Annotated in this window: 37 protein-coding genes; all 37 read left to right on the top strand. The window is 65.0% G+C overall.

The features are described 5' to 3' along the window. The first annotated feature begins 38 nt into the window (after nucleotides 1–38). The 37 genes from rpsL to ACWHYQ_RS15585 all read left to right on the top strand — a co-directional run bounded on the left by rpsL (nucleotide 39) and on the right by ACWHYQ_RS15585 (nucleotide 20,127). Complete coding sequence (gene rpsL, locus ACWHYQ_RS15765) at nucleotides 39–410, top strand: 30S ribosomal protein S12 (RefSeq protein ID WP_447973069.1); 372 nt, start codon at nucleotides 39–41, stop codon at nucleotides 408–410. 60 nt (nucleotides 411–470) lie between these two features. Further along, nucleotides 471–941, top strand: a complete 471-nt coding sequence (gene rpsG / locus ACWHYQ_RS15760) for a 30S ribosomal protein S7 (RefSeq protein WP_447973068.1) — start codon at nucleotides 471–473, stop codon at nucleotides 939–941. A gap of 114 nt (nucleotides 942–1,055) precedes the next feature. Then, nucleotides 1,056–3,140 carry an elongation factor G gene (gene fusA / locus ACWHYQ_RS15755; RefSeq protein ID WP_447973067.1) on the top strand — a complete coding sequence of 695 codons (2,085 nt, stop codon included), beginning with the start codon at nucleotides 1,056–1,058 and terminating at the stop codon, nucleotides 3,138–3,140. Nucleotides 3,141–3,152: 12 nt separating this feature from the next. Beyond that, nucleotides 3,153–3,857 carry a GTP-binding protein gene (locus ACWHYQ_RS15750; RefSeq protein WP_447973066.1) on the top strand — a complete coding sequence of 235 codons (705 nt, stop codon included), beginning with the start codon at nucleotides 3,153–3,155 and terminating at the stop codon, nucleotides 3,855–3,857. 47 nt (nucleotides 3,858–3,904) lie between these two features. Beyond that, nucleotides 3,905–4,105 carry a hypothetical protein gene (locus ACWHYQ_RS15745; protein WP_447975579.1) on the top strand — a complete coding sequence of 67 codons (201 nt, stop codon included), beginning with the start codon at nucleotides 3,905–3,907 and terminating at the stop codon, nucleotides 4,103–4,105. Continuing rightward, nucleotides 4,039–4,236, top strand: coding sequence for an EF-Tu C-terminal domain-related protein (locus ACWHYQ_RS15740; protein WP_447973065.1), 198 nt, complete (start codon nucleotides 4,039–4,041; stop codon nucleotides 4,234–4,236). Before ACWHYQ_RS15745 ends, ACWHYQ_RS15740 begins: the two co-directional genes overlap by 67 nt. After that, on the top strand, nucleotides 4,233–4,349 hold the full coding sequence (locus tag ACWHYQ_RS15735; protein WP_447973064.1) for an EF-Tu C-terminal domain-related protein: 117 nt from the start codon (nucleotides 4,233–4,235) through the stop codon (nucleotides 4,347–4,349). Before ACWHYQ_RS15740 ends, ACWHYQ_RS15735 begins: the two co-directional genes overlap by 4 nt. A gap of 100 nt (nucleotides 4,350–4,449) precedes the next feature. After that, entirely contained in the window at nucleotides 4,450–4,761 is a 312-nt protein-coding gene (gene rpsJ / locus ACWHYQ_RS15730) for a 30S ribosomal protein S10 (RefSeq protein WP_447975578.1), read from the top strand. Between the two features lie 109 nt (nucleotides 4,762–4,870). Then, nucleotides 4,871–5,494 carry a 50S ribosomal protein L3 gene (rplC, locus tag ACWHYQ_RS15725; protein ID WP_447973063.1) on the top strand — a complete coding sequence of 208 codons (624 nt, stop codon included), beginning with the start codon at nucleotides 4,871–4,873 and terminating at the stop codon, nucleotides 5,492–5,494. A gap of 3 nt (nucleotides 5,495–5,497) precedes the next feature. Beyond that, on the top strand, nucleotides 5,498–6,121 hold the full coding sequence (gene rplD, locus ACWHYQ_RS15720) for a 50S ribosomal protein L4 (protein ID WP_447973062.1): 624 nt from the start codon (nucleotides 5,498–5,500) through the stop codon (nucleotides 6,119–6,121). After that, entirely contained in the window at nucleotides 6,118–6,411 is a 294-nt protein-coding gene (locus ACWHYQ_RS15715) for a 50S ribosomal protein L23 (protein WP_447973061.1), read from the top strand. The genes rplD and ACWHYQ_RS15715 overlap by 4 nt, the downstream gene beginning before the upstream one ends. A gap of 14 nt (nucleotides 6,412–6,425) precedes the next feature. Further along, nucleotides 6,426–7,262, top strand: coding sequence for a 50S ribosomal protein L2 (gene rplB, locus ACWHYQ_RS15710; protein ID WP_447973060.1), 837 nt, complete (start codon nucleotides 6,426–6,428; stop codon nucleotides 7,260–7,262). A gap of 31 nt (nucleotides 7,263–7,293) precedes the next feature. Then, nucleotides 7,294–7,581: a 30S ribosomal protein S19 gene (gene rpsS, locus ACWHYQ_RS15705; protein WP_447973059.1), complete on the top strand. Its 288-nt coding sequence runs from the start codon at nucleotides 7,294–7,296 to the stop codon at nucleotides 7,579–7,581. Between the two features lie 80 nt (nucleotides 7,582–7,661). Further along, nucleotides 7,662–8,015 carry a 50S ribosomal protein L22 gene (rplV, locus tag ACWHYQ_RS15700; protein WP_447973058.1) on the top strand — a complete coding sequence of 118 codons (354 nt, stop codon included), beginning with the start codon at nucleotides 7,662–7,664 and terminating at the stop codon, nucleotides 8,013–8,015. 44 nt (nucleotides 8,016–8,059) lie between these two features. Then, nucleotides 8,060–8,725 carry a 30S ribosomal protein S3 gene (gene rpsC / locus ACWHYQ_RS15695; RefSeq protein ID WP_447973057.1) on the top strand — a complete coding sequence of 222 codons (666 nt, stop codon included), beginning with the start codon at nucleotides 8,060–8,062 and terminating at the stop codon, nucleotides 8,723–8,725. Nucleotides 8,726–8,765: 40 nt separating this feature from the next. Beyond that, nucleotides 8,766–9,179, top strand: a complete 414-nt coding sequence (gene rplP, locus ACWHYQ_RS15690) for a 50S ribosomal protein L16 (protein ID WP_447973056.1) — start codon at nucleotides 8,766–8,768, stop codon at nucleotides 9,177–9,179. 21 nt (nucleotides 9,180–9,200) lie between these two features. Further along, nucleotides 9,201–9,410 carry a 50S ribosomal protein L29 gene (gene rpmC, locus ACWHYQ_RS15685; RefSeq protein WP_447973055.1) on the top strand — a complete coding sequence of 70 codons (210 nt, stop codon included), beginning with the start codon at nucleotides 9,201–9,203 and terminating at the stop codon, nucleotides 9,408–9,410. Nucleotides 9,411–9,428: 18 nt separating this feature from the next. Further along, entirely contained in the window at nucleotides 9,429–9,698 is a 270-nt protein-coding gene (rpsQ, locus tag ACWHYQ_RS15680) for a 30S ribosomal protein S17 (RefSeq protein WP_447973054.1), read from the top strand. A 53-nt stretch (nucleotides 9,699–9,751) separates the two neighbouring features. Then, nucleotides 9,752–10,120, top strand: coding sequence for a 50S ribosomal protein L14 (gene rplN / locus ACWHYQ_RS15675; RefSeq protein ID WP_447973053.1), 369 nt, complete (start codon nucleotides 9,752–9,754; stop codon nucleotides 10,118–10,120). 98 nt (nucleotides 10,121–10,218) lie between these two features. Next, nucleotides 10,219–10,557, top strand: a complete 339-nt coding sequence (gene rplX, locus ACWHYQ_RS15670) for a 50S ribosomal protein L24 (protein ID WP_447973052.1) — start codon at nucleotides 10,219–10,221, stop codon at nucleotides 10,555–10,557. A 126-nt stretch (nucleotides 10,558–10,683) separates the two neighbouring features. Next, nucleotides 10,684–11,226 carry a 50S ribosomal protein L5 gene (gene rplE, locus ACWHYQ_RS15665; protein ID WP_447975577.1) on the top strand — a complete coding sequence of 181 codons (543 nt, stop codon included), beginning with the start codon at nucleotides 10,684–10,686 and terminating at the stop codon, nucleotides 11,224–11,226. A gap of 85 nt (nucleotides 11,227–11,311) precedes the next feature. Continuing rightward, nucleotides 11,312–11,497 (top strand): type Z 30S ribosomal protein S14, encoded by a 186-nt coding sequence (locus tag ACWHYQ_RS15660; protein ID WP_447973051.1) that lies wholly within the window; start codon nucleotides 11,312–11,314, stop codon nucleotides 11,495–11,497. A 101-nt stretch (nucleotides 11,498–11,598) separates the two neighbouring features. After that, entirely contained in the window at nucleotides 11,599–11,994 is a 396-nt protein-coding gene (gene rpsH, locus ACWHYQ_RS15655; RefSeq protein WP_447973050.1) for a 30S ribosomal protein S8, read from the top strand. A 103-nt stretch (nucleotides 11,995–12,097) separates the two neighbouring features. Then, complete coding sequence (gene rplF, locus ACWHYQ_RS15650) at nucleotides 12,098–12,634, top strand: 50S ribosomal protein L6 (RefSeq protein ID WP_447973049.1); 537 nt, start codon at nucleotides 12,098–12,100, stop codon at nucleotides 12,632–12,634. An 8-nt stretch (nucleotides 12,635–12,642) separates the two neighbouring features. Continuing rightward, nucleotides 12,643–13,008, top strand: coding sequence for a 50S ribosomal protein L18 (gene rplR / locus ACWHYQ_RS15645; RefSeq protein ID WP_447973048.1), 366 nt, complete (start codon nucleotides 12,643–12,645; stop codon nucleotides 13,006–13,008). Nucleotides 13,009–13,064: 56 nt separating this feature from the next. After that, nucleotides 13,065–13,559 carry a 30S ribosomal protein S5 gene (rpsE, locus tag ACWHYQ_RS15640; protein WP_447973047.1) on the top strand — a complete coding sequence of 165 codons (495 nt, stop codon included), beginning with the start codon at nucleotides 13,065–13,067 and terminating at the stop codon, nucleotides 13,557–13,559. A gap of 37 nt (nucleotides 13,560–13,596) precedes the next feature. Continuing rightward, complete coding sequence (gene rpmD, locus ACWHYQ_RS15635; protein WP_447973046.1) at nucleotides 13,597–13,764, top strand: 50S ribosomal protein L30; 168 nt, start codon at nucleotides 13,597–13,599, stop codon at nucleotides 13,762–13,764. Next, nucleotides 13,761–14,210, top strand: coding sequence for a 50S ribosomal protein L15 (gene rplO / locus ACWHYQ_RS15630; protein ID WP_447973045.1), 450 nt, complete (start codon nucleotides 13,761–13,763; stop codon nucleotides 14,208–14,210). The genes rpmD and rplO overlap by 4 nt, the downstream gene beginning before the upstream one ends. Then, nucleotides 14,203–15,516 (top strand): preprotein translocase subunit SecY, encoded by a 1,314-nt coding sequence (gene secY / locus ACWHYQ_RS15625; RefSeq protein ID WP_447973044.1) that lies wholly within the window; start codon nucleotides 14,203–14,205, stop codon nucleotides 15,514–15,516. The genes rplO and secY overlap by 8 nt, the downstream gene beginning before the upstream one ends. Nucleotides 15,517–15,525: 9 nt before the next feature. Continuing rightward, nucleotides 15,526–16,182 (top strand): adenylate kinase, encoded by a 657-nt coding sequence (locus tag ACWHYQ_RS15620; RefSeq protein WP_447973043.1) that lies wholly within the window; start codon nucleotides 15,526–15,528, stop codon nucleotides 16,180–16,182. Then, nucleotides 16,179–16,928: a type I methionyl aminopeptidase gene (gene map, locus ACWHYQ_RS15615; protein WP_447973042.1), complete on the top strand. Its 750-nt coding sequence runs from the start codon at nucleotides 16,179–16,181 to the stop codon at nucleotides 16,926–16,928. The genes ACWHYQ_RS15620 and map overlap by 4 nt, the downstream gene beginning before the upstream one ends. A 36-nt stretch (nucleotides 16,929–16,964) precedes the next feature. After that, on the top strand, nucleotides 16,965–17,183 hold the full coding sequence (gene infA, locus ACWHYQ_RS15610; protein WP_447973041.1) for a translation initiation factor IF-1: 219 nt from the start codon (nucleotides 16,965–16,967) through the stop codon (nucleotides 17,181–17,183). Between the two features lie 84 nt (nucleotides 17,184–17,267). Continuing rightward, nucleotides 17,268–17,381 (top strand): 50S ribosomal protein L36, encoded by a 114-nt coding sequence (gene rpmJ / locus ACWHYQ_RS15605; RefSeq protein ID WP_447973040.1) that lies wholly within the window; start codon nucleotides 17,268–17,270, stop codon nucleotides 17,379–17,381. A gap of 146 nt (nucleotides 17,382–17,527) precedes the next feature. After that, nucleotides 17,528–17,920, top strand: a complete 393-nt coding sequence (rpsM, locus tag ACWHYQ_RS15600) for a 30S ribosomal protein S13 (protein WP_447973039.1) — start codon at nucleotides 17,528–17,530, stop codon at nucleotides 17,918–17,920. A gap of 50 nt (nucleotides 17,921–17,970) precedes the next feature. After that, entirely contained in the window at nucleotides 17,971–18,354 is a 384-nt protein-coding gene (gene rpsK, locus ACWHYQ_RS15595) for a 30S ribosomal protein S11 (RefSeq protein WP_447973038.1), read from the top strand. 92 nt (nucleotides 18,355–18,446) lie between these two features. Next, nucleotides 18,447–19,073 (top strand): 30S ribosomal protein S4, encoded by a 627-nt coding sequence (rpsD, locus tag ACWHYQ_RS15590; RefSeq protein ID WP_447973037.1) that lies wholly within the window; start codon nucleotides 18,447–18,449, stop codon nucleotides 19,071–19,073. Nucleotides 19,074–19,125: 52 nt separating this feature from the next. Further along, nucleotides 19,126–20,127: a DNA-directed RNA polymerase subunit alpha gene (locus ACWHYQ_RS15585; RefSeq protein WP_447973036.1), complete on the top strand. Its 1,002-nt coding sequence runs from the start codon at nucleotides 19,126–19,128 to the stop codon at nucleotides 20,125–20,127. The last annotated feature ends 10 nt before the right edge of the window (nucleotides 20,128–20,137 follow it).

Genomic DNA, 20,137 nt, shown 5'->3' with positions numbered 1-20,137 from the left:
GAGCCCCGCGACGGGCGGCGACACGAGGGAAAGGACGTATGCCAACCATCAACCAACTGGTGCGGCATGGCCGGCGGCTCGCGGTCGGGAAGACCAAGAGCCCGGCGCTCAAGCGCTGCCCGCAGAAGCGAGGGGTCTGTCTCCGGGTTTATACGGTCACGCCGAAGAAGCCGAACTCGGCCTTGCGGAAGGTAGCCCGGGTGCGGCTCACGAACGGGATCGAGGTCACCACGTATATTCCCGGGGAAGGCCACAACCTGCAGGAGCACTCGATCGTGCTCGTGCGCGGCGGTCGCGTGAAGGACTTGCCCGGCGTCCGGTACCACATCATCCGCGGTGCGCTGGACGCGGTCGGGGTGGCCAACCGAAAGCAGGGGCGCTCGAAGTACGGGGCGAAGCGGCCTAAGTAAGGTGCAGGGGGAATGCGGCTGTGATAAAGGATAGAGGCCGCTGAGATCCAGAGGAAATCCATGCCACGAGGACAAACGGTTGGGTACCGGGAAGCACCTGCCGATCCGCGGTACCGGGACAAGACGGTCGGCAAGTTCATCAACGTGCTGATGTCGCGGGGGAAGAAGAGCACGGCCGAGCGGATCTGCTACGGGGCCTTCGATCTCATCCAGCAAAAGACGGGCAGCGATCCCCTGAAGGTGTTCCGGGCTGCGGTCGACAACGTGAAGCCGGTGGTGGAGGTCAAGTCGCGGCGTGTGGGCGGCGCCTCCTACCAGGTGCCGGTCGAGATTCGGCCGGTGCGGCGGCAGGCGCTTGCCTTCCGCTGGATCAAGCTCTACGCGAAAGCGCGCGGCGGCAAGAGCATGCAGGAGAAGTTGGCCGGCGAGCTGCTGGATGCCGCGAACAACACAGGCGCCTCCGTCAAGAAGAAGGAGGACACACACCGGATGGCGGAGGCGAACAAGGCCTTCGCGCACTATCGCTGGTAGCCTGTTTTTCTCGTGCTGCAGTTGGGCCTCGCTGCGGACTGACAGGCGGTTCCTGTTTCACAGCCTGGGCTGCAGCGCGGCGCTGCAGCATGTTTGTTTTTCTGGAGGGCGGTTTTGGGCAGGCAAGTCCCACTGGATCGGACGCGCAACATCGGCATCATGGCCCACATTGATGCCGGGAAGACCACGACGACCGAGCGGATCCTCTACTACACCGGGGTGTCCCATCGGATGGGCGAGGTGCACGACGGCGCCGCCACGATGGACTGGATGGAGCAGGAGCGCGAGCGTGGCATCACGATCACGGCCGCGGCGACCACCTGCTTTTGGAGGGACCACCGGATCAACATCATTGATACGCCGGGCCACGTGGACTTCACGATCGAGGTTGAGCGGTCCCTGCGCGTGCTGGACGGGGCCGTCGCGGTCTTCGATTCCGTCCAGGGCGTCGAGCCGCAGTCCGAGACGGTGTGGCGGCAGGCGGACAAGTACCGCGTCCCCCGCATCGCGTTCATGAACAAGATGGACCGGGTCGGGGCGGACTTCTACGCCAGCGTGCAATCCGTCGTGGACCGGCTGGGGGCCAACCCGGTGCCGATCCAGTTGCCGATCGGGCGCGAAGCCGAGTTCCGTGGCTCCGTGGACCTCGTCCTGATGAAGGCTTTTTACTACGACGACGAGACGCTGGGGGCCAAGTACGAGATCAGGGAGATCCCGGCGGACTTGGTCGAGCTCGCCCGCGAGTATCGGGAGAAGATGATCGAGGCAGTGGCGGAGCACGACGAGCGGGCGCTCGAAAAATACCTCAACGGCGAGCCGCTCACCGACGAGGAGGTCAGGCGGGCGATCCGCGCCGGGACGATCGCGATGAAGGTCACGCCCGTGCTGTGCGGCTCGGCCTTCAAAAACAAGGGCGTCCAGCAGCTCCTGGACGCGGTCGTGGACTACCTCCCGTCGCCGGTGGACATTCCGCCGGTGGTCGGGGTGGATCCCGCCAGCGGCAAGGAAGTCAAGCGCCTCGCCAGCGACGACGAGCCGTTCGCGGCCCTCGCGTTCAAGATCATGACGGACCCCTTCGCCGGCCAGCTCACGTATTTCCGCGTCTACTCCGGCACGCTCACGACCGGCAGCTATGTCTTCAACGCCACGAAGGGCACCAAGGAGCGGATCGGCCGGCTGCTCAAGATGCACGCTAACAAACGCGAGGAAATTGACATCGTGTATGCGGGTGACATCGCGGCGGCCGTCGGGCTCAAGGGGACGACCACCGGCGACACCCTGTGCGACGAGAAGAAGCCGGTCCTGCTGGAGGTCATGAAGTTCCCTGAGCCGGTTATTGCCATGGCCATCGAACCCAAGACCAAGCAGGACCAGGAGAAGCTGGGGTTCTCGCTGCAGAAGCTGGCCCAGGAGGATCCCTCGTTTCGGGTCCGGACCGACGAGGAGACTGGGCAGACCATCATCGCCGGTATGGGAGAGCTCCACCTGGAGATCATCGTGGACCGACTCCTGCGAGAGTTCAAGGTCGAGGCCAACGTCGGGAAGCCCGAGGTGGCCTACCGGGAGACGATCCGAGGGACGGGACGGGCCGAGGCCAAGTACATCAAACAGACCGGCGGGCGCGGGCAGTACGGCCACGTGGTGCTGGAGGTCGAGCCGCTCGACGGGTCGGAGGCCGGCTTCGAGTTCGTGAACAAGATCGTGGGCGGCGTCATCCCCAAGGAGTACATCCCGGCGATCGAGAAGGGCGTGCGGGAGCGCATGGAGACCGGCGTGCTGGCCGGCTATCCAGTCCGGGACGTCCGCGTCAAGGTCGTGGACGGGTCCTACCATGAGGTGGACTCGAACGAAATGGCGTTCAAGATCGCCGGCTCGATGGCGTTCCAGGAAGCGTGCAAGAAGGCGAACCCGGTGCTGCTCGAGCCGATCATGAAGGTCGAGGTGCTGGTCCCGCAGGAATACATGGGCGACGTCATCGGCAACCTGAACAGCCGGCGCGGCAAGATCCAAGGGATGAAGGTCCGCGCGGGCTCCCAGGCTGTCGAAGCGGCGGTGCCCCTGGCGGAGATGTTCGGCTACGCCACCGATCTGCGCTCGCGGACGCAGGGGCGTGCGACCTATACCATGGAGTTTGAGCGATACGAGCCGGTCCCCAAGCAGATTGCTGACCAGATCATCTCCAAGAATCGAGGAGAGTGAAGGAGGCGCGACATGGCGAAGGCGAAATTTGAGCGGCGCAAGCCCCACGTCAACATTGGGACGATCGGGCACGTGGACCACGGCAAGACGACGCTGACGTCGGCGTTGACGAAGGTCTGCAGTGAGCGGGGGCTGGCGAAGTTTGTCAGCTACGACGAGGTGGCCAAGGCCTCCGAGAGCCAGGGGCGGCGGGATCCGACGAAGATTCTGACGATTGCGATCAGCCACGTGGAGTACGAGACGGAGGCGCGGCACTATGCGCACGTGGACTGTCCGGGGCACGCCGACTATGTGAAGAACATGATCACGGGGGCGGCGCAGATGGATGGGGCGATTCTGGTGGTGTCGGCGGCGGACGGGCCGATGCCGCAGACGCGCGAGCACATTCTGTTGGCGCGGCAGGTGGGGGTGCCCTACATCGTGGTGTTTTTGAACAAGGCGGACAAGGTGGACGACAAGGAGTTGTTGGACCTGGTGGAGCTGGAGGTGCGGGAGCTGCTGACGAAGTATGAGTTTCCGGGGGACAAGATTCCGATCATTGTGGGGTCGGCGACCAAGGCGCTGGAGGGGGATCAGGGGCCCTTGGGGGTGCCGGCCATTTTGAAGTTGTTGGAGGCGGTGGACACCTACATTCCGACGCCGACGCGGCCGATTGACAAGCCGTTTTTGATGCCGATCGAGGATGTCTTTACGATCAGCGGGCGGGGACGGTGGTGACGGGCCGGGTGGAGCGCGGGGTGGTGAAGGTGGGCGATGAGGTGGAGATGGTGGGGTTGCGGCCGACGGCGAGCACGGTGGTGACGGGGTGGAGATGTTCCGCAAGGTGCTCGACGAGGGGCAGGCGGGGACAACATTGGGGTGTTGCTGCGGGGACGAAGAAGGACGAGGTGGAGCGGGGATGGTGTTGGCGAAGCCGAAGAGCATCACGCCGCACACGAAGTTCAAGGCGGAGGTCTACGTGTTGACGAAGGAGGAGGGGGCGGCACACGCCGTTTTTCAACGGGGATCGGCCGCAGTTCTATTTTCGGACGACGGACGTGACGGGGGTGGTGCAGTTGCCGGCGGGGGTGAGATGGTGATGCCGGGGACAACGTGAGCATCACGGCGGAGTTGATTGCGCCGATTGCGATGGACCAGGGGTTGCGGTTTGCGATCCGGGAGGGAGGGCGCACGGTGGGCTCTGGGGTCGTGACGGAGATTCTGGCGTAGCGAGGAGCGCAGGGCGAACCGCGCACCGCCAACCGCCGGAAGGGCGCAGGCTGGCGGCGCGCCATTCGCGGCTCGCTGTTGGCTGAAGGAGTTGAACGTGGTGAAGGTTGACCAGCGCATCAGGATCAGGCTCAAGGGGTTCGACTACCGGGTGCTCGACCAATCGGTGGCCGAGATCGTCGAGACCGTGAAGCGCAGCGGGGCGAAGGTGGCCGGGCCCATCCCGCTCCCCACGCGGATCGAGAAGTTCACGGTCCAGCGTTCGACGCACGTGGATAAGAAGTCCCGCGAGCAGTTCGAGATCCGAACGCACAAGCGCTTGCTCGACATCATGGAGCCGACGCCGGAGACCATGGATGCGCTGATGAAGCTGAATCTGGCCGCTGGCGTGGACGTGGAGATCAAACTGTGACGTCGTCCATCGCTCGTGAAGCGTCGCGCGCAAGCAAGGTCGGAGGTCCGCTTCACGGGTTGTATGCCTATGGGATCCGTTTCACGATCGGACGCTTCGCGGAGACTCTATGACGAACGGGTTGCTGGGCAAGAAGCTGGGGATGACCCAGATCTACGACGCCGAAGGGCGCTTGATCCCCGTCACTGTGATCGAGGCGGGCCCTTGCCAGGTCGCGCAGGTGAAAACCCGGGAGCGGGATGGCTACGAGGCCGTGCAGCTCGCCTGGGGCGAGGTGAAGGAGCGCAAGGTCACGAAGGCGGTCCTCGGCCACTTCAAGGCGGCGGGGGTCCCACCCCGGCGCTATCTGCGGGAGTTCAGGAAGCTCGGTGACGCGCAGGTCGGTCAGGTCGTCAAGGCGGACCTGTTCCACAAGGGCGACTTCGTGGACGTGGAGGGGGTGTCGAAGGGCAAGGGCTTCCAGGGGGTCATCAAGCGCCATCATTACGCCGGTGGCCCCGAGTCCCACGGCTCGATGTTCCACCGGGCGCCCGGCTCGATCGGTAGCAGCGCCTTTCCGTCCCGCGTCTGGAAGAACAAGACGCTCCCGGGGCACATGGGGAGCGAGCGGGTCACGATTCAGCGGTTGACCGTCGTGGACTCCAGGCCCGAGGAGAACCTCCTGTTCGTGAGCGGTGCGGTGCCGGGCCCGGCCGGCGGGCTCGTGGTCGTGCGGAAATCGAAGAAGGGCTGAGCGATGCCGACCGTGGATGTCATTGACCTGCACAGGCAACGGGTCGGATCGGTGGAGCTGAAGGACGCCGTGTTCGGCGCCCCGCCGGCTCCCGCTGTGGTGTACGAGGCCGTGGTGATGCAGCGCGCCTGCGAGCGCCAGGGGACCGCCTCCACGCGCACGCGCGGCGAGGTCAGCGGCTCGGGTAAGAAGCCCTGGAAGCAAAAGCATACCGGGCGGGCCCGCGCTGGCTCCATCCGGTCGCCGATCTGGCGGCACGGCGGGACGGTGTTCGGTCCCAAACCGCGCAGCTATGCCTACGCCATCCCCAAGAAAAAGTACCGGGCGGCGCTCCAGAGCGCGCTGTCGGCGAGGTTGGCGGACGGGGGCATCCTCGTGGTCTCGGACTTGGCGCTTCCGGAGCCGAAGACCCGGATTCTGGCGAAGACGCTCGCCCAGCTCGGCGTCCGGGGAGACGCGCTGATCGTGGCCGCGGCCAGCCGCGTGGACCTCGAGCGCGCGGCGCGGAACCTCGCTGGCGTCAAGCTGGTCGATCCCGAATCCCTCAATGTGTATGATGTTCTCCGCTACCCGACGATCCTGATTCCCGAGCGGGAGCTGGCCCGAATCCAGGAGATCTGGTCATGAAGCCCGACCCCTACGACGTGTTGATCCAGCCGTTGCTCACCGAGAAGATCACCGCCTTGCGGGAGGCGCACAACAAGGTGGGGCTCCTCGTGCGGCGGGACGCGAACCGTATCCAGATCAAGCGGGCCGTCGAGGCGGCGCTGAAGGTGCGCGTCGAGCGCGTGAACGTGCTGAACGTCATGGGCAAGACCAAGCGGCTCGGGCGCTTCGCCGGCAAGCGGCCGGACTGGAAAAAGGCGATCGTAACCTTGAAGGCTGGCGAGAAGTTGGAACTCTACGAGAGCGTGTAGGCGAGAGAGGGACGATGGCCCTGAAGCAATACAGACCCACCTCCCCGGGACGCCGGGCCATGACGGTGCTGGTGGACCACGATCTGGTAAAGAAGGCACCGGAAAAGCGGCTGACGAAGTTTCATCCGCGGTCCGGCGGGCGGAACAACGACGGCCGCATGACGGTCCGGTTCCGCGGGGGCGGCCACAAGCGCCTGTACCGGCGGATTGACTTCAAGCGGGACAAGATCGGCGTGCCAGCCCGGGTCGCGGCGATCGAGTACGATCCGAACCGGTCGGCCCGGATTGCGCTCCTGCACTATGCCGACGGGGAAAAGCGCTACATCCTTGCGCCGGTGGGGCTGGCGGTCAACGACACGGTTCAATCGGGGCCGAACGCCGAAGTCCGGCCGGGGAACGCCCTACCGCTCGCGACCATGCCGCTCGGCACGACGATCCACAATCTCGAGCTGAAGCCGGGCAAGGGCGGGCAGCTCATCCGGAGCGCGGGCAGCTTCGCCCAGGTCATGGGCCGGGACGGCGCCTACGTGCAGGTCCGGCTGAAGTCGGGGGAGATGCGGCGCATTCTTGGAGCGTGCATGGCCACCGTCGGCCAGGTTGGCAACCTTGATCATGAGAACGTGTCCGCCGGCAAGGCGGGGCGCTCGCGGTGGCTGGGCCGGCGCCCCCATGTGCGCGGGGTGGTCATGAACCCGGTGGACCATCCGCACGGCGGCGGGGAGGGCAAGTCCGGCCAGGGGAACCCCCATCCGGTCTCGCCTTGGGGGCTGCCGACCAAGGGGTATAAGACCCGACGGAACAAGGCCACCGACAAGTTCATCATCGCCCGGCGCAAGAAGGGCAAGCGCTAACCCGGGTTGAGCAGGAGGTCGAGAGCATCGTATGCCGAGGTCAGTCAGCAAGGGCGCGTTCGTGGACGCGCACCTGCTCAAGAAGGTCGAGCAGATGAACGCGGTCAACGACCGGAAGATCATCAAAACCTGGTCCCGCCGCTCGACCGTGGTCCCGGACATGATCGGCCACACCTTCGCGGTGCACAACGGGAAGAAATTCATCCCCGTGTTCGTGACCGAGAACATGGTCGGTCACAAGCTTGGCGAGTTCGCGCCGACGCGGTTCTTTAAGGGCCACGGGGCCGCCAAGACCGAGAAGGCGGTGCCGCTGAAATAGCCGTGACGGGTGGCGCGTGACGGGGAGCGTGGACAGCCCCGCCAGGTCACGCGCCATGGGTCACGCGTCACGAGGTTGAGATGGCAGAGGCGAAGGCAGTCCTGCGCTACGTGCGGGTCGCGCCCCGGAAGGCGCGGGCCGTGGTGGACCTCATTCGGGGGCGGCAGGTCCCGCAGGCCTTGGCAGTGCTGCGGTACACCCCGCGGGCGGCCGCCAAGGTCGTCGAGAAGGTGTTGCGGTCCGCCGTCGCGAACGCCGAGCAGAAGGAACTGGGCGACGCGGACTCAATGGTGGTCTCACGGGCCTATGTGGATGGGGGGCCGATCTACAAGCGGTTTCGGGCCCGTTCGATGGGACGCGCGAATGCGGTGCACAAGCGCACGAGCCACATCACGGTGGTCGTGGCAGCGCCGGCAGGCCGGCCGAAGCCGTAACCGGGGCCTTCAACCAAGGCCTGACGACCAACGGTAGGGAGCCTATGGGACAGAAGACGCATCCGGTCGGGTTTCGGCTCGGGTACAACCGCACCTGGAGCTCGCGGTGGTACGCGCGAAAGGACTTCGTCAAGCTGCTCCACGAGGACATCAAGATCCGCCGGACAGTCAAGGACAAGCTCTACCACGCCGGCGTCTCGCGGGTCGAGATCGAGCGGTCGGGCGACCAGACTCGCGTGATCATCCACACGGCCCGGCCGGGGATCATCATCGGCCGAAAGGGGGCCGAGGTGGACAAGCTCAAGGCGGCCCTCGAAAAGCAGTACGGCAACACGGTCTATATCACGGTGAAGGAAATCAAGAAGCCTGAGCTCGACGCCCAGCTCGTGAGCGAGAACATCGCCATGCAGCTCGAGAAGCGCGTCGCCTTCCGGCGCGCGATGAAGCGGAGCGTCGCCGCGGCGCTGCGGCTCGGCGCCCAGGGGATCCGAATCAACTGCGCCGGCCGGCTGGGCGGTGCAGAGATCGCGCGGACCGAGTGGTACCGGGAGGGGCGCGTGCCGCTGCACACGCTGCGGGCCGACATTGATTTCGGGTTTGCGGAGGCCCATACCACGATGGGGCAGATCGGGGTCAAGACCTGGATCTACAAGGGCGAGGTCCTGCCGGAACAGACGCGGAAGGCCGAAGGCGTCTTCGAGCGGCGGTAGGACGCGGACTTGCCGTGGGTCGTCGAGTAGGAGAGAGACCGTGCTAGCACCCAAGAAGGTCAAATTTCGCAAGATGCAGAAGGGCCGCATGAAGGGGAAGGCCTACCGGGGCGGCCAGGTGACGCTCGGCGAGTATGGGCTGAAGGCGCTGGAGCCGGGTTGGATCACCAGCCGGCAGATCGAGGCGGCCCGGATCGCCATCACGCGCCACGTCAAGCGCGGCGGACAGGTGTGGACGCGCATCTTCCCGGACAAGCCCGTTACCAAGAAGCCGGCGGAGACTCGGATGGGGAAGGGGAAGGGGAACCCCGAGTACTGGGTCGCGGTCGTTAAGCCAGGGCGGATCCTCTACGAGATGGACGGGGTAACCCCTGAGGTGGCGAAGGAAGCGCTGCGGCTGGCTGCCCACAAGCTCCCAGTCGCGACGAAGTTCGTCGCGCGCGGAACGCTCTAGCGCGCGGCGAGGAACACAGCCATGGAACTCAAGGACATGCGCAACGCCGATCCGGCGGAGCTGCAGGAACGCGAGCGGCAGCTCAAGCAGGAGCTCTTCAACCTCCGGTTCCAGCTCGCGACGGGGCGGATCGAGAACCCCATGCGCATCCGCCAGACGCGGCGCGAGCTGGCACGCCTGAAGACGGTCCTGCGGGAGCGGGCCGCGGGTGCGGCGGGAACCGCTCGGTAACCCTAAAGGGTGGATGGCATGAGTGGAGGGGAGAATCGACGGCGTGTCTCGTTCGGCAACGTCGTCAGCGACAAGATGGACAAGACCGTGGTCGTGGCGATCGAGCGGTTCGTGCCGCACCCGGTCTACCGAAAGATCATTCGGCGCGTGACCAGGCTCAAGGCGCACGACGAGCAGAACGCCTGCCGGATCGGTGACCGGGTCAAATTGATCGAGACCCGGCCCATCAGCAAGGAGAAACACTGGCGCGTCGTGCAGATCATGGAGCGCGGTCAGCCGGAGCAATAGAGCGAGCAGCCTATGGCGAGGAGCTGCTCGCTCGTCGCTCGAACAGGACGACGATGATTCAGAACTACACCTATATGGACGTGGCGGACAACTCGGGCGCGAAGCAGGTCATGTGCTTCCACGTGCTGGGCGGCTCGAAGCGGCGCTACGGCTCGCTGGGCGACGTGGTGGTCGTCGCGGTGAAGGAGGCGATCCCGCAAGCCTCGGTCAAGAAGGGGGACGTCAGCAAGGCGGTGATCGTCCGGACCGCCAAGGGCGTCCGGCGCGAGGACGGCTCCTACATCAAGTTTGACCGGAACGCCTGCGTGCTGATCAACGCCCAGGGCGAGCCGATTGGCACGCGCATTTTCGGGCCTGTGGCCCGGGAGCTACGCTGGAAGAAGTTCATGAAGATCATTTCGCTGGCCCCTGAGGTGCTCTAACTCTCCATGAAGCGAACAGCCGACAGCGAAGAGCGAACGGCCACAGAGCCTATGCCATTCGCTCTTCGCGGCTCGCTACGAGCTAGCGGAGACCGGGCATGCAGATGACAGTCCACAAGAGCAGAATCAAGAAGGGCGACACCGTCATGGTCATTGCCGGCCGGGAGCGGGGCAAGACCGGGAAAGTCCTGGCTCTCGATCGGGCGCACGGCAAGCTGGTCGTCGAGAGGCTAAACATCATCAAGCGGCACACGAAGCCCAACCAGAAGAATCGGCAGGGGGGCATCCTGGAGCGCGAGGCGCCCCTGGCGATCTCGAACGTGATGCTCTACTGCGCGAACTGCCAGAAGCCCGTGCGTGTCGGCACCAAGCTCACGGAGGACGGCCGGCGGCTGCGCGTCTGCAAACAGTGCCAGGACGTGCTGGACAAGGTCTGAGGAACGGCGATGGCGAAAGCTGAGAAAGGGGCCGAGAAGAAACCGGCGTCCAAGCGGGACGCGGGAACCGCCGCCAAGGGCGCCCCGAAGGTGCCCGCGGAGCCTCCGGCTGGCAACGGGGCCCATGTGACCCCGCGGCTCAAGGAGCTCTACCGGGATCAGGTCGTGCCGGCGCTCATGAAGGAGTTCGGGTACTCAAACCCGATGCAGGTTCCCCGGCTGGACCGGATCGTGCTCAACGTCGGCATGGGCGAGGCGATCCAGAACGTGAAGGTGCTTGAGAGCGCGGTCCAGGAGCTGGCGTTGATCTCCGGGCAGAAGCCCGTGGTGACCAAGGCCAAGAAGGCCATCGCGGGGTTCAAACTGCGGGCGGGCATGCCGATCGGCGCCAAGGTGACGCTGCGGAGCGACCGGATGTACGAGTTCCTGGACCGGTTGGTGAGCGTGGCTTTGCCGCGAATCCGGGACTTCCGCGGGGTGTCTCCCAAGTCCTTTGATGGGCGCGGGAACTACACGCTCGGGCTCAAGGAGCAATTGATCTTCCCGGAGATCAAGTACGACAGCGTCCAGGCGATCCACGGGATGGACATCACGATCGTCACGACGGCGCGGACCAACGACGAGGGCAAGGCGCTGCTGCGGCATCTGGGGATGCCGTTCAGAGCGTGAGCGAACGGCTGGAAGCAAATAGCGAAATACTTCGAGCTATTCGCTGCTGGCTACTGACTCTTCGCCCTTCACTGGGAGAGCAACGGTGGCACGACTGGCATTGAAGCTGAAGGCGGCACGGGAGCCCAAATTCAAGGTGCGGCGGTACAACCGGTGCCCGCTCTGTGGCCGCGTCCGCGGATTCCTCAGGCGGTTCCGGATGTGCCGCATCTGTTTCCGGTTTCTGAGCCTTCGCGGCGAGATTCCCGGGGTGACAAAGTCGAGCTGGTAGGGCCGAGAGGGCAGTTTTGAGCGTTTTGGTTGCGCGGCGTGAGTTGCGACAAGCTCGCGGCCGCCACTCAAAATTCGAAACTCAACACGTGGATTGAGACTATGGTGACCGATCCGATCGCGGACTTACTGGTCCGGATTCAGAATGCCTCGATGCGGGGGCACGAGTCGCTTGTGGTCCCGGCGTCCCGGCTGAAGGCCGAGGTCCTCCGGATTCTGAAGGCCGAGGGGTTCATCGCCGACTACGAGCGGACCGAGACGGGCGGCCACCCCGCGCTGCTGGTGCGGCTGCGGTACGTTGGCGAAGGGCAGCCCATCATTACCGGTATGCGGCGCATCAGCAAGCCTGGGCGCCGCGTCTACGTCGGCCGCCGGGCGATTCCCCAGGTGCGCGGTGGAATGGGAGTGGCGATCCTGTCCACCTCCAAGGGCGTGATGACCGATCAGGAATCGAGGCGGGCCGGGCTTGGTGGGGAAGTCCTCTGTCACGTCTGGTAAGCACTTCGACATCAGCGTGCAGCTCTCAGGCGTCAGCTTTGGACGGGGCTCCGCGGGGCTGGAGCTGAAGGCTGGAAGCCGAAAGCTGCCCTAAAGGTGGCGCATGTCTCGGGTAGGGCGGAAACCGATCCCCATTCCTGCAGGGGTTGAAGTCAAGGTGAACGATCGGCTGGTCACCGTCAAGGGGCCCTTGGGGTGTCTGGAGTGGCAGGCCAACCCCGGCATCGCCGTGACGGTGACGGACGGGCGTGTGCAGGTCACCCGGTCGGGCGACACCGCCGCCATGCGGGCGCTGCATGGGCTGACACGGGCCGAGCTGAACAACATGATCCTCGGGGTGACCAAGGGCTACGAGCGGACCTTGGAGATCACCGGTGTTGGCTACAAGGCACAGGTGCAAGGCAGGCAACTGAGTCTGAATGTGGGGTACACGCATCCCGTGGTCGTGGAGATTCCGCTGGGCATCGAGGCCAAGGTGGACAAGCAAACCGTGATCGTCCTGAAGGGGGCGGATAAGCGGGCGGTGGGGCAGTTCGCGGCGAACCTACGCGCGATCAAGGTGCCTGACGTGTACAAGCAGAAGGGCATCCGCTATGCGGGCGAGGTGCTCCGGAAGAAGGAAGGCAAAACCGGGAAGTAAGCGGCGCCATGCACACTCTGGAAAAAAAGGTCAAGCTCGAGCGCAGGCGACGGCGTGTGCGGCAGCGGGTGTTCGGCACGACGGCTCGGCCCCGCCTCAGCGTGTTCCGAAGCAAGTCCCATATCTATGCTCAGATCATTGACGACACGACGGGACGGACCCTCGTATCGGCCTCGACGCTCGACGCCAGTCTGAAAGGGGCACTCAAGAGCGGAGGCACTATCGCCGCGGCTGCCGCTGTCGGCAAGCTGCTGGCGGAGCGCGCCAAGGCGGCCAACGTGACGGCGGTGGTCTTCGATCGGGGCGGCCGCAAGTATCACGGCCGGGTCAAGGCCCTGGCGGAAGCCTCGCGCGAGGGCGGGCTTCAATTCTAGGGAACGGCGCCAACGAATCCCATGCGGTTCGCGGCCAGCCTGGTGAGGTGACAAGCGTGCGAGTGAATCCCGAGGAGCTGAATCTGAAGGACAAGGTGGTATTCATTAATCGCGTCGCCAAGGTCGTCAAGGGCGGCAAGCGATTCAACTTCTGCGCGCTGGTCGTCGTCGGAGACGGGCAGGGCTGGGTCGGTATCGGGAAGGGGAAGGCCGCCGAGGTCCCGGTCGCCATCTCGAAGGCCGTCGAGCAGGCCAAGAAGCACCTGGTCCGCGTCCCGCTCAAGGACGACACGATCCCGCACGAGGTGCACGGGCTCTTCGGGGGCGAGCACGTGTTGTTGAAGCCCGCCTCCGCCGGCACGGGGATCATCGCCGGGGGCGCTGTGCGCGCCGTCGTAGAGCTGGCGGGAGCGCGGAATATCATCGCCAAGACCTTAGGGCGCGGCAATCCCTTCAACACCGTCCGAGCGACCCTCGACGGGCTCTTGCAGCTCCGCGATCCCGCGGAAGTGGCGCGGATTCGGCGGGCAGGGTTCGAACAGGCGGGGTAGCGGCATGGCCAGCACCGGTCACACAGGTTCGCATCTGATGATCACGCTCAAGCGAAGCCCCATCGGTACGCCGGTTCGGCACCGGCTGGTGCTGCGGAGCCTCGGCCTGCGCAAAGTGAACGCGACGGTGACGCGCCCGGATACGCCGCAGGTCCGCGGCCTCATCAACAAGGTCTCGTACCTGCTCGAGGTGAACGCACGATGAGACTGCACGAGTTAGCCCCACCGCCCGGGGCGAAGAAGAAACCCAAGCGGATCGGCCGGGGACCGGGGTCCGGGCACGGCAAGACAGCGACCAAGGGCCATAAGGGGTTGCTCGCGCGCTCGGGCGGCGGCAAGGGGCCGGGCTTCGAGGGCGGCCAGATGCCGCTGGTGCGGCGCGTGCCCAAGTACGGCTTCGCGAATCCCTTTCGCACGGTCTACTCGATCGTCAACCTGAAGGCACTCGCCTCGCTGGGGGATGTGACGGAAGTGACGCCCCAGACGCTGGTGCAGGCCGGGCTGGTCAAGAACAAGCGGCGGCCGATCAAGGTCCTGGGCGAAGGCGAAGTGAACCGCCCGTTGGTCATCCAGGCCCACAAGTTCAGCAAGTCAGCCGCGGAGAAGATTCAGGCCGCTGGCGGGAAAGCCGAGGTCGTTGCCGGTGTTTGACCGTCTTTTCACGAGCTTCCAAAACATCTTCAGGATCCCCGAGCTCCGCACCCGCATTCTGTTCACCTTGACGATGCTGGCGGTGTACCGCGTCGGCGCCCATATTCCGACGCCGGGGATCAACAATGAAGAGCTGTTCGCGTTCCTGCAGAAGCAGGGCGGCTCGCTGCTCGGGTTCCTGGACATCTTTTCCGGCGGCTCGCTGTCGCGGCTGACGATCTTCGCGCTGGGCATCATGCCTTACATCAGCGCCTCGATCATCCTGCAGCTACTGACCGTGGTGATCCCCCACCTCTCGAAGCTGGCCAAGGAGGGCGAGCGGGGGCGCAAAAAGATCATCCAGTACACGCGATACGGGACGATCGTCATCGCCATGATTCAGGGGTTCGGGATCGCGATCGGCCTTGAGGGCATGAATCAGGGGGCCTTCGTGCTCTCGCCGGGCTGGCCGTTCCGCCTGATGACCGTGATCACGCTCATGGCCGGGACCGCCTTCCTGATGTGGCTCGGCGAGCAGATCACCGAGCGGGGGATCGGCAACGGCATCTCGCTGATCATCTTCGCCGGGATCGTCGCGCGCCTTCCCGCCGCTGTGGCCCAGACCTTCGATCTCTACCAGGTGGGGCAGTTGAGCTTCCTGCTGTTGGTCTCACTGGCGGTGGTCATGCTGTTCGTCGTGGCGGCCATCGTCTTTCTGGAAAGCGGGCGGCGGAAGATTCCGGTTCAGTACGCCAAGCGCGTGATCGGGCGGCGGGTGTACGGCGGGCAAAGCACGCACATCCCGCTCAAGATCAACACCGCCGGCGTCATCCCTCCGATCTTCGCCTCCTCGATCATCGCGTTTCCGGCGACGATTGCGGGGTTTATTCAGGTTCCCTGGGTCCAGTCGCTGGGCAGCCAATTGGCGCCCGGTTCGCTGCTCTATACGTTGTTGTACGTCGGCTTGATCATCTTCTTTTGTTTCTTCTATACGGCCGTCGTGCTGAACCCGGTGGATATGGCCGACAACATGAAGAAGTACGGGGGATTCATCCCCGGGATTCGGCCAGGCCAGCGGACGTCGGACTACATCTACAAGGTGCTGACGCGGATCACCTTCGCCGGTGCACTGTACCTGGCGGTGGTCTGCGTGATTCCGGAGTTTCTCATTTACAAGCTGAACGTGCCCTTCTACTTCGGGGGCACGTCGCTGCTGATCGTGATTGGCGTGGGGCTGGACACAGCCCAACAGATCGAGTCGCACATGCTGATGCGGAACTACGAGGGGTTCCTCGCGAAGGGGCGGCTGCGCGGGCGCAGCGGCTGAGGCCTCCTGATGCGGGTCGTGTTTCTCGGCGCGCCGGGCGCGGGCAAGGGGACGCAGGCCGATCGCGTGGCCGGCCGGTTCCGCTACCCGAAGGTTTCGACCGGCGACATCCTGCGGGAAGCGGTCCGCAACCAGACCCCGCTGGGACTCCAGGCCAAAGCCTGCATGGACCAGGGGAAGCTGGTGTCCGACGAGATCGTCGTCGGGATTGTCCGGGAAAAGCTGGCGCAACCGGACTGCGCGCGCGGGTTTCTGCTGGACGGCTTTCCGCGGACCGTCGCGCAGGCCGAGGCGCTCGATGCGCTGCTGCGGTCGCAGGGGCAGCGGCTGGACCGGGTGGTCAACGTCCTGGTCCCCCGCGCGCAGGTGGTCCATCGGTTGACCGGTCGGCGAAGCTGCCCGGCCTGCCAGGCCGTCTATCATATCGAGTTCTCGCCGCCCCTGCGCGCGGGGGTCTGCGACCGGTGCGGCGCCGAGCTCGTGCAGCGAAGCGACGATCGGCAGGAGACCGTGGAAGCCCGGCTTGCCGTCTACGAGCGGGAGACGGCGCCGCTGATTGACTATTACCGGAAGCGGGAGCTGCTGTCCGAGCTCGACGGGGCCGGGCACGTCGAGGAGGTGGAGCGGCGCCTGCTCGACTTGTTTGCCGCCCACGGGTTAGCATGATCATCCTCAAGACGCCCGAGGAAATCGAGATCATGGCTCGCGCGTCGAAGCTGGTGGCCGAGACGCTGGAGGCCCTCAAGCGCGAGGTGCGGCCGGGGGTCACCACGGAGGACCTGGACCGGTTCGCGGAGCAGTTCCTCCGGGCGCGCGGCGGCGTGCCTGCCTTCAAAGGCTATCGGAATTATCCGAAGACCCTCTGCGCGTCGGTCAACGACCAGGTCGTCCACGGGATTCCGTCGAAGCGGGTACTCAAAGAGGGCGACATCGTCGGGCTGGATCTGGGGGCGATCGTGGAGGGGTTCTACGGAGATGCGGCCGTGACCGTCGCTGTCGGGCCGATCCCGCCCCGGGTCGCCGAACTCCTTCGGGTGACCGAGGAGGCGCTCTCCAAGGGCATCGAGCAGGCGGTCGTGGGAAACCGGCTGTCGGACATCAGCCACGCGATCCAGTCCCACGTCGAGGCTGCCGGCTTCTCCGTGGTCACGGATTTTGTGGGGCACGGGATCGGCCGCCAGTTGCATGAAGAACCCCAGGTGCCGAACTATGGGAAGCCGGGCCAAGGCCCGCGTCTGCAAGCCGGCATGGTCCTGGCGCTCGAGCCGATGGTGAACATGGGCGGGAGCGCCGTGCGCGTGCTGGACGATCAATGGACCGCGGTGACGACGGATGGGAGCTGGTCGGCGCACTTCGAGCACACCATCGCCATCCAGCCGAGCGGGCCGCCGCGGATCCTGACGAAACTGTGACCGGCGGGACGCGGAGAGGGCGAGGTCAAGGGGGCGATGCCGAAAGAAGACGTCATTGAGGTGCAGGGCACGGTGGCGGAGACGCTCCCGAACGCGATGTTCCGGGTCAAACTGGACAACGGGCACATGATCCTCGCGCACATTTCCGGGAAGATGCGGATGCATTTCATCCGGATTCTCCCCGGCGATAAGGTGACCGTGGAACTGTCGCCCTACGACCTCACGAGGGGGCGGATCACGTACCGGTTCAAGTAAAACGGTAAAAGGCAAAAGTTTGAACGAACGTCATCTACGCTTTTGCCTTTTTACGTTGGACTTGTGCCTTCGGAGGTTCTCGACGTGAAGGTGAAATCGTCCGTCAAGCCGATCTGCTCGAAGTGCAAGGTGATCCGGCGCCGTGGTGTGGTGCGGGTCCTCTGCGAGAATCCCCGGCACAAACAGCGCCAGGGTTAAAGACCGTGATGGGGAGCCATTGCATTCTTCGGAGCAATGGGGCCCGGTAATGGGGGGCCGGGTTCAGCAGGAAGACCGTGCTCATCTCAGCTCACTCGCTGTCCCATAACTGATCACTCATCACTGATCACGGAGGTGTCTTAAGGATGGCACGCATTGCCGGGGTGGACTTGCCGAGAGAAAAGCGGGTGGACGTGGGTCTGACGTACATTTACGGGATCGGCCGCGCGACGGCGGCGCAGATCATTCGCAAGGCCGGCGTGAACGGCGCCACCCGCGTCAAGGACCTCACGGAGGAGGAGATCATCAAGCTTCGCGAGATCATCGAGCGGGATTATAAGGTCGAGGGGGACCTCCGAAAGGAGGTCTCGATGAGCATCAAACGGCTGGTGGATACGGGCACGTACCGGGGGCTCCGGCACCGCAAGGGGTTGCCGGTCCGGGGACAGCGGACGCGGACGAACGCTCGCACGAGGAAGGGCCGCCGCGCGGCGATCGGCAAGGCGCGCAAGCCGACAGGCGCGCCGAGTGGAGCCTGAGCGTCGGAGGCTGACGGTCGAAGGACAGAGCGCGAGCGGAGGAGCGGTGCATGAGCGTCAAAAAGGGCAAGAAGAAGGAACGGAAACTGGTCCAGAGCGGGATCGCGCACATCCAGGCGTCGTTCAACAATACCATCGTGACGATCACGGACATGAGCGGCAACACAGTGGTGTGGGCCAGCGCTGGGAACCAGGGCTTCAAAGGGTCGCGGAAGAGCACCCCGTTCGCGGCCCAGCGGGCCGGCGAGGCCGCCGCCAAGAAGGCCATGGAGCACGGGATGCGGCAGGTGGACGTCTACGTGAATGGTCCCGGATCAGGCCGCGAGTCCGCGATCCGGTCCTTGCAGGCCGCGGGCCTGCGGATCAACCTGATCCGCGACGTGACGCCGATCCCTCACAACGGATGCCGCCCACCCAAACGGAGGAGAGTGTGACTGGACGTGACGCGTGACGGGTGACTCGAGCGGATCGCTCACGTGCCTGACGGGTCACGCATCACAGATCACGGGAGGTCAGGGAGGAAGCTGTGGCGAGGTATCGAGGTCCGGTCTGCCGGTTGTGCAGGCGTGAAGGGGTCAAGCTGTTCCTGAAGGGCTCGCGATGCATGACGGAGAAGTGTGCCATCGAGCGCCGGAGCTATCCGCCCGGCCAGCACGGGCAGGGGCGCCAGCGCGTCTCCGAATACAGCGCGCAGCTTCGGGAGAAGCAGAAGCTGAAACGGATCTACGGGCTCCAGGAGCGGCAATTCCGCGGTGTGTTTGGCAAGGCCGAGCGGAAGCGCGGGGTGACGGGCGAACAGCTCCTGCGGTTGCTCGAGTGCCGGCTGGACAACATCGTGTACCGCCTCGGATTCGCGTCGTCGCGCAAGGAGGCCCGCCAGCTCGTCAGCCACGGGCACGTCCTCCTCAACGGGAGGAAGACCGATGTGCCGGGTTACCTGGTCAAGCCGGGGGACGTGGTCCAGATTCGGCAGCGGAGCCGGGACCTCCTCCAGATCAAGGCGGCGCTTGACGCCGTGGACGGCCGGGGCGTTCCCGGCTGGCTGGAGCTAGACCGTGCGGCGTTCCAGGGCACAGTCCGGGCCCTGCCGACCAAGGAGGAGATCCAGCTTCCGGTGAACGAGCAGCTCGTGGTGGAATTGTACTCCCGGTAGGGGCCGAGCCGCTCTGAGCCAGCGCGATCATGGCGCCAACAAGGGGATACCAATGATGAAGGCGATGAAGGACTTCCAGATTCCGATGCGGGTCGAGGCCGATAAGGAGTCGCTGTCCCCGACGTACGGCAAGTTCACGGCCGAGCCGTTCGAGCGGGGGTTCGGCACGACGATCGGCAACTCCCTACGCCGCGTCCTGCTGTCCTCACTGACGGGAGCCGCGGTCACGACGGTGCGGATCGAAGGCGTGGTCCACGAGTTTTCCACGATCCCGGGCGTCACGGAAGACGTCACGACGATCCTGCTCAACGTGAAGAGCCTTCGCCTGAAGCTGCACACCGACAAGCCCAAGACGATCCGGTTGCGGAAGAAGGGACCGGGCGAAGCGAAGGCCTCGGACATCATCCACGATGCGGACGTGACCATCCTGAACCCGGACCTGCACCTGGCCACGCTCGACAAGGAAGCGACGCTGGATATGGAGATGATCGTCAAGCCCGGCCGCGGTTACGTGCCGGCCGAGCGGAACAAGGAGGAGGGGCTGCCCATCGGCGTCATCGCGGTGGACTCCATCTTCTCGCCGATCAAACGAGTCAACTATCAGGTGGAGAATGCCCGTGTCGGCCGGGTGACGGACTACGACAAGCTCACCCTGGAGCTCTGGACCGATGGGAGCATCACGCCGCAGGAGGCGATCTCGGCCGCCGCGGGAATCCTCCACCAACACCTGGAGATCTTCATCTCGCCCGAGGATCTTGGCCAGGTGACCGCGCCGATGCGGAAGGAAGAGGAGAAACGGGAGATCAACAAGAACCTCTTCCGCAGCGTCAACGAGCTGGAGCTGTCCGTCCGCGCGGCGAACTGCCTGAAGAACGCTAACATCAAGACGATTGCGGACCTCGTGCAGAAGACCGAGATGGAAATGCTGAAGACGAAGAACTTCGGCAAGAAATCGCTCAACGAGATTAAGGAAATCCTGGCCGAGATGGGCCTGAGCCTGGGGATGAAGCTCGACCTGCCCCCGGGCGACGGCACTACGTCCCAGGACTCGTGAATGAGGGGGC

This window comes from Nitrospira sp. Kam-Ns4a (genome assembly GCF_965152595.1).
The sequence above is the reverse complement of the archived record's forward strand: the minus strand, read 5'-3'. Positions and strand labels throughout refer to the sequence as shown.

Excerpts from the sequence above, each read along its gene's own strand:
- rpsC (WP_447973057.1), top strand. The coding sequence starts at position 8,060 with ATGGGACAGAAGACGCATCCGGTCGGGTTTCGGCTCGGGTACAACCGC.
- rplB (WP_447973060.1), top strand. The coding sequence starts at position 6,426 with ATGGCCCTGAAGCAATACAGACCCACCTCCCCGGGACGCCGGGCCATG.
- ACWHYQ_RS15585 (WP_447973036.1), top strand. The coding sequence starts at position 19,126 with ATGATGAAGGCGATGAAGGACTTCCAGATTCCGATGCGGGTCGAGGCC.
- rpsG (WP_447973068.1), top strand. The coding sequence starts at position 471 with ATGCCACGAGGACAAACGGTTGGGTACCGGGAAGCACCTGCCGATCCG.
- rplF (WP_447973049.1), top strand. The coding sequence starts at position 12,098 with ATGTCTCGGGTAGGGCGGAAACCGATCCCCATTCCTGCAGGGGTTGAA.
- rplC (WP_447973063.1), top strand. The coding sequence starts at position 4,871 with ATGACGAACGGGTTGCTGGGCAAGAAGCTGGGGATGACCCAGATCTAC.
- rpsS (WP_447973059.1), top strand. The coding sequence starts at position 7,294 with ATGCCGAGGTCAGTCAGCAAGGGCGCGTTCGTGGACGCGCACCTGCTC.
- rplO (WP_447973045.1), top strand. The coding sequence starts at position 13,761 with ATGAGACTGCACGAGTTAGCCCCACCGCCCGGGGCGAAGAAGAAACCC.
- rplX (WP_447973052.1), top strand. The coding sequence starts at position 10,219 with ATGCAGATGACAGTCCACAAGAGCAGAATCAAGAAGGGCGACACCGTC.
- rplR (WP_447973048.1), top strand. The coding sequence starts at position 12,643 with ATGCACACTCTGGAAAAAAAGGTCAAGCTCGAGCGCAGGCGACGGCGT.
- rplV (WP_447973058.1), top strand. The coding sequence starts at position 7,662 with ATGGCAGAGGCGAAGGCAGTCCTGCGCTACGTGCGGGTCGCGCCCCGG.
- rpsM (WP_447973039.1), top strand. The coding sequence starts at position 17,528 with ATGGCACGCATTGCCGGGGTGGACTTGCCGAGAGAAAAGCGGGTGGAC.
- rpsL (WP_447973069.1), top strand. The coding sequence starts at position 39 with ATGCCAACCATCAACCAACTGGTGCGGCATGGCCGGCGGCTCGCGGTC.
- ACWHYQ_RS15745 (WP_447975579.1), top strand. The coding sequence starts at position 3,905 with ATGGTGGGGTTGCGGCCGACGGCGAGCACGGTGGTGACGGGGTGGAGA.
- rpmC (WP_447973055.1), top strand. The coding sequence starts at position 9,201 with ATGGAACTCAAGGACATGCGCAACGCCGATCCGGCGGAGCTGCAGGAA.
- ACWHYQ_RS15715 (WP_447973061.1), top strand. The coding sequence starts at position 6,118 with ATGAAGCCCGACCCCTACGACGTGTTGATCCAGCCGTTGCTCACCGAG.
- rpsQ (WP_447973054.1), top strand. The coding sequence starts at position 9,429 with ATGAGTGGAGGGGAGAATCGACGGCGTGTCTCGTTCGGCAACGTCGTC.
- rplD (WP_447973062.1), top strand. The coding sequence starts at position 5,498 with ATGCCGACCGTGGATGTCATTGACCTGCACAGGCAACGGGTCGGATCG.
- rplN (WP_447973053.1), top strand. The coding sequence starts at position 9,752 with ATGATTCAGAACTACACCTATATGGACGTGGCGGACAACTCGGGCGCG.
- rpsK (WP_447973038.1), top strand. The coding sequence starts at position 17,971 with ATGAGCGTCAAAAAGGGCAAGAAGAAGGAACGGAAACTGGTCCAGAGC.
- rpsH (WP_447973050.1), top strand. The coding sequence starts at position 11,599 with ATGGTGACCGATCCGATCGCGGACTTACTGGTCCGGATTCAGAATGCC.
- map (WP_447973042.1), top strand. The coding sequence starts at position 16,179 with ATGATCATCCTCAAGACGCCCGAGGAAATCGAGATCATGGCTCGCGCG.
- ACWHYQ_RS15750 (WP_447973066.1), top strand. The coding sequence starts at position 3,153 with ATGGCGAAGGCGAAATTTGAGCGGCGCAAGCCCCACGTCAACATTGGG.
- ACWHYQ_RS15620 (WP_447973043.1), top strand. The coding sequence starts at position 15,526 with ATGCGGGTCGTGTTTCTCGGCGCGCCGGGCGCGGGCAAGGGGACGCAG.
- rpmD (WP_447973046.1), top strand. The coding sequence starts at position 13,597 with ATGATCACGCTCAAGCGAAGCCCCATCGGTACGCCGGTTCGGCACCGG.
- infA (WP_447973041.1), top strand. The coding sequence starts at position 16,965 with ATGCCGAAAGAAGACGTCATTGAGGTGCAGGGCACGGTGGCGGAGACG.
- ACWHYQ_RS15740 (WP_447973065.1), top strand. The coding sequence starts at position 4,039 with ATGGTGTTGGCGAAGCCGAAGAGCATCACGCCGCACACGAAGTTCAAG.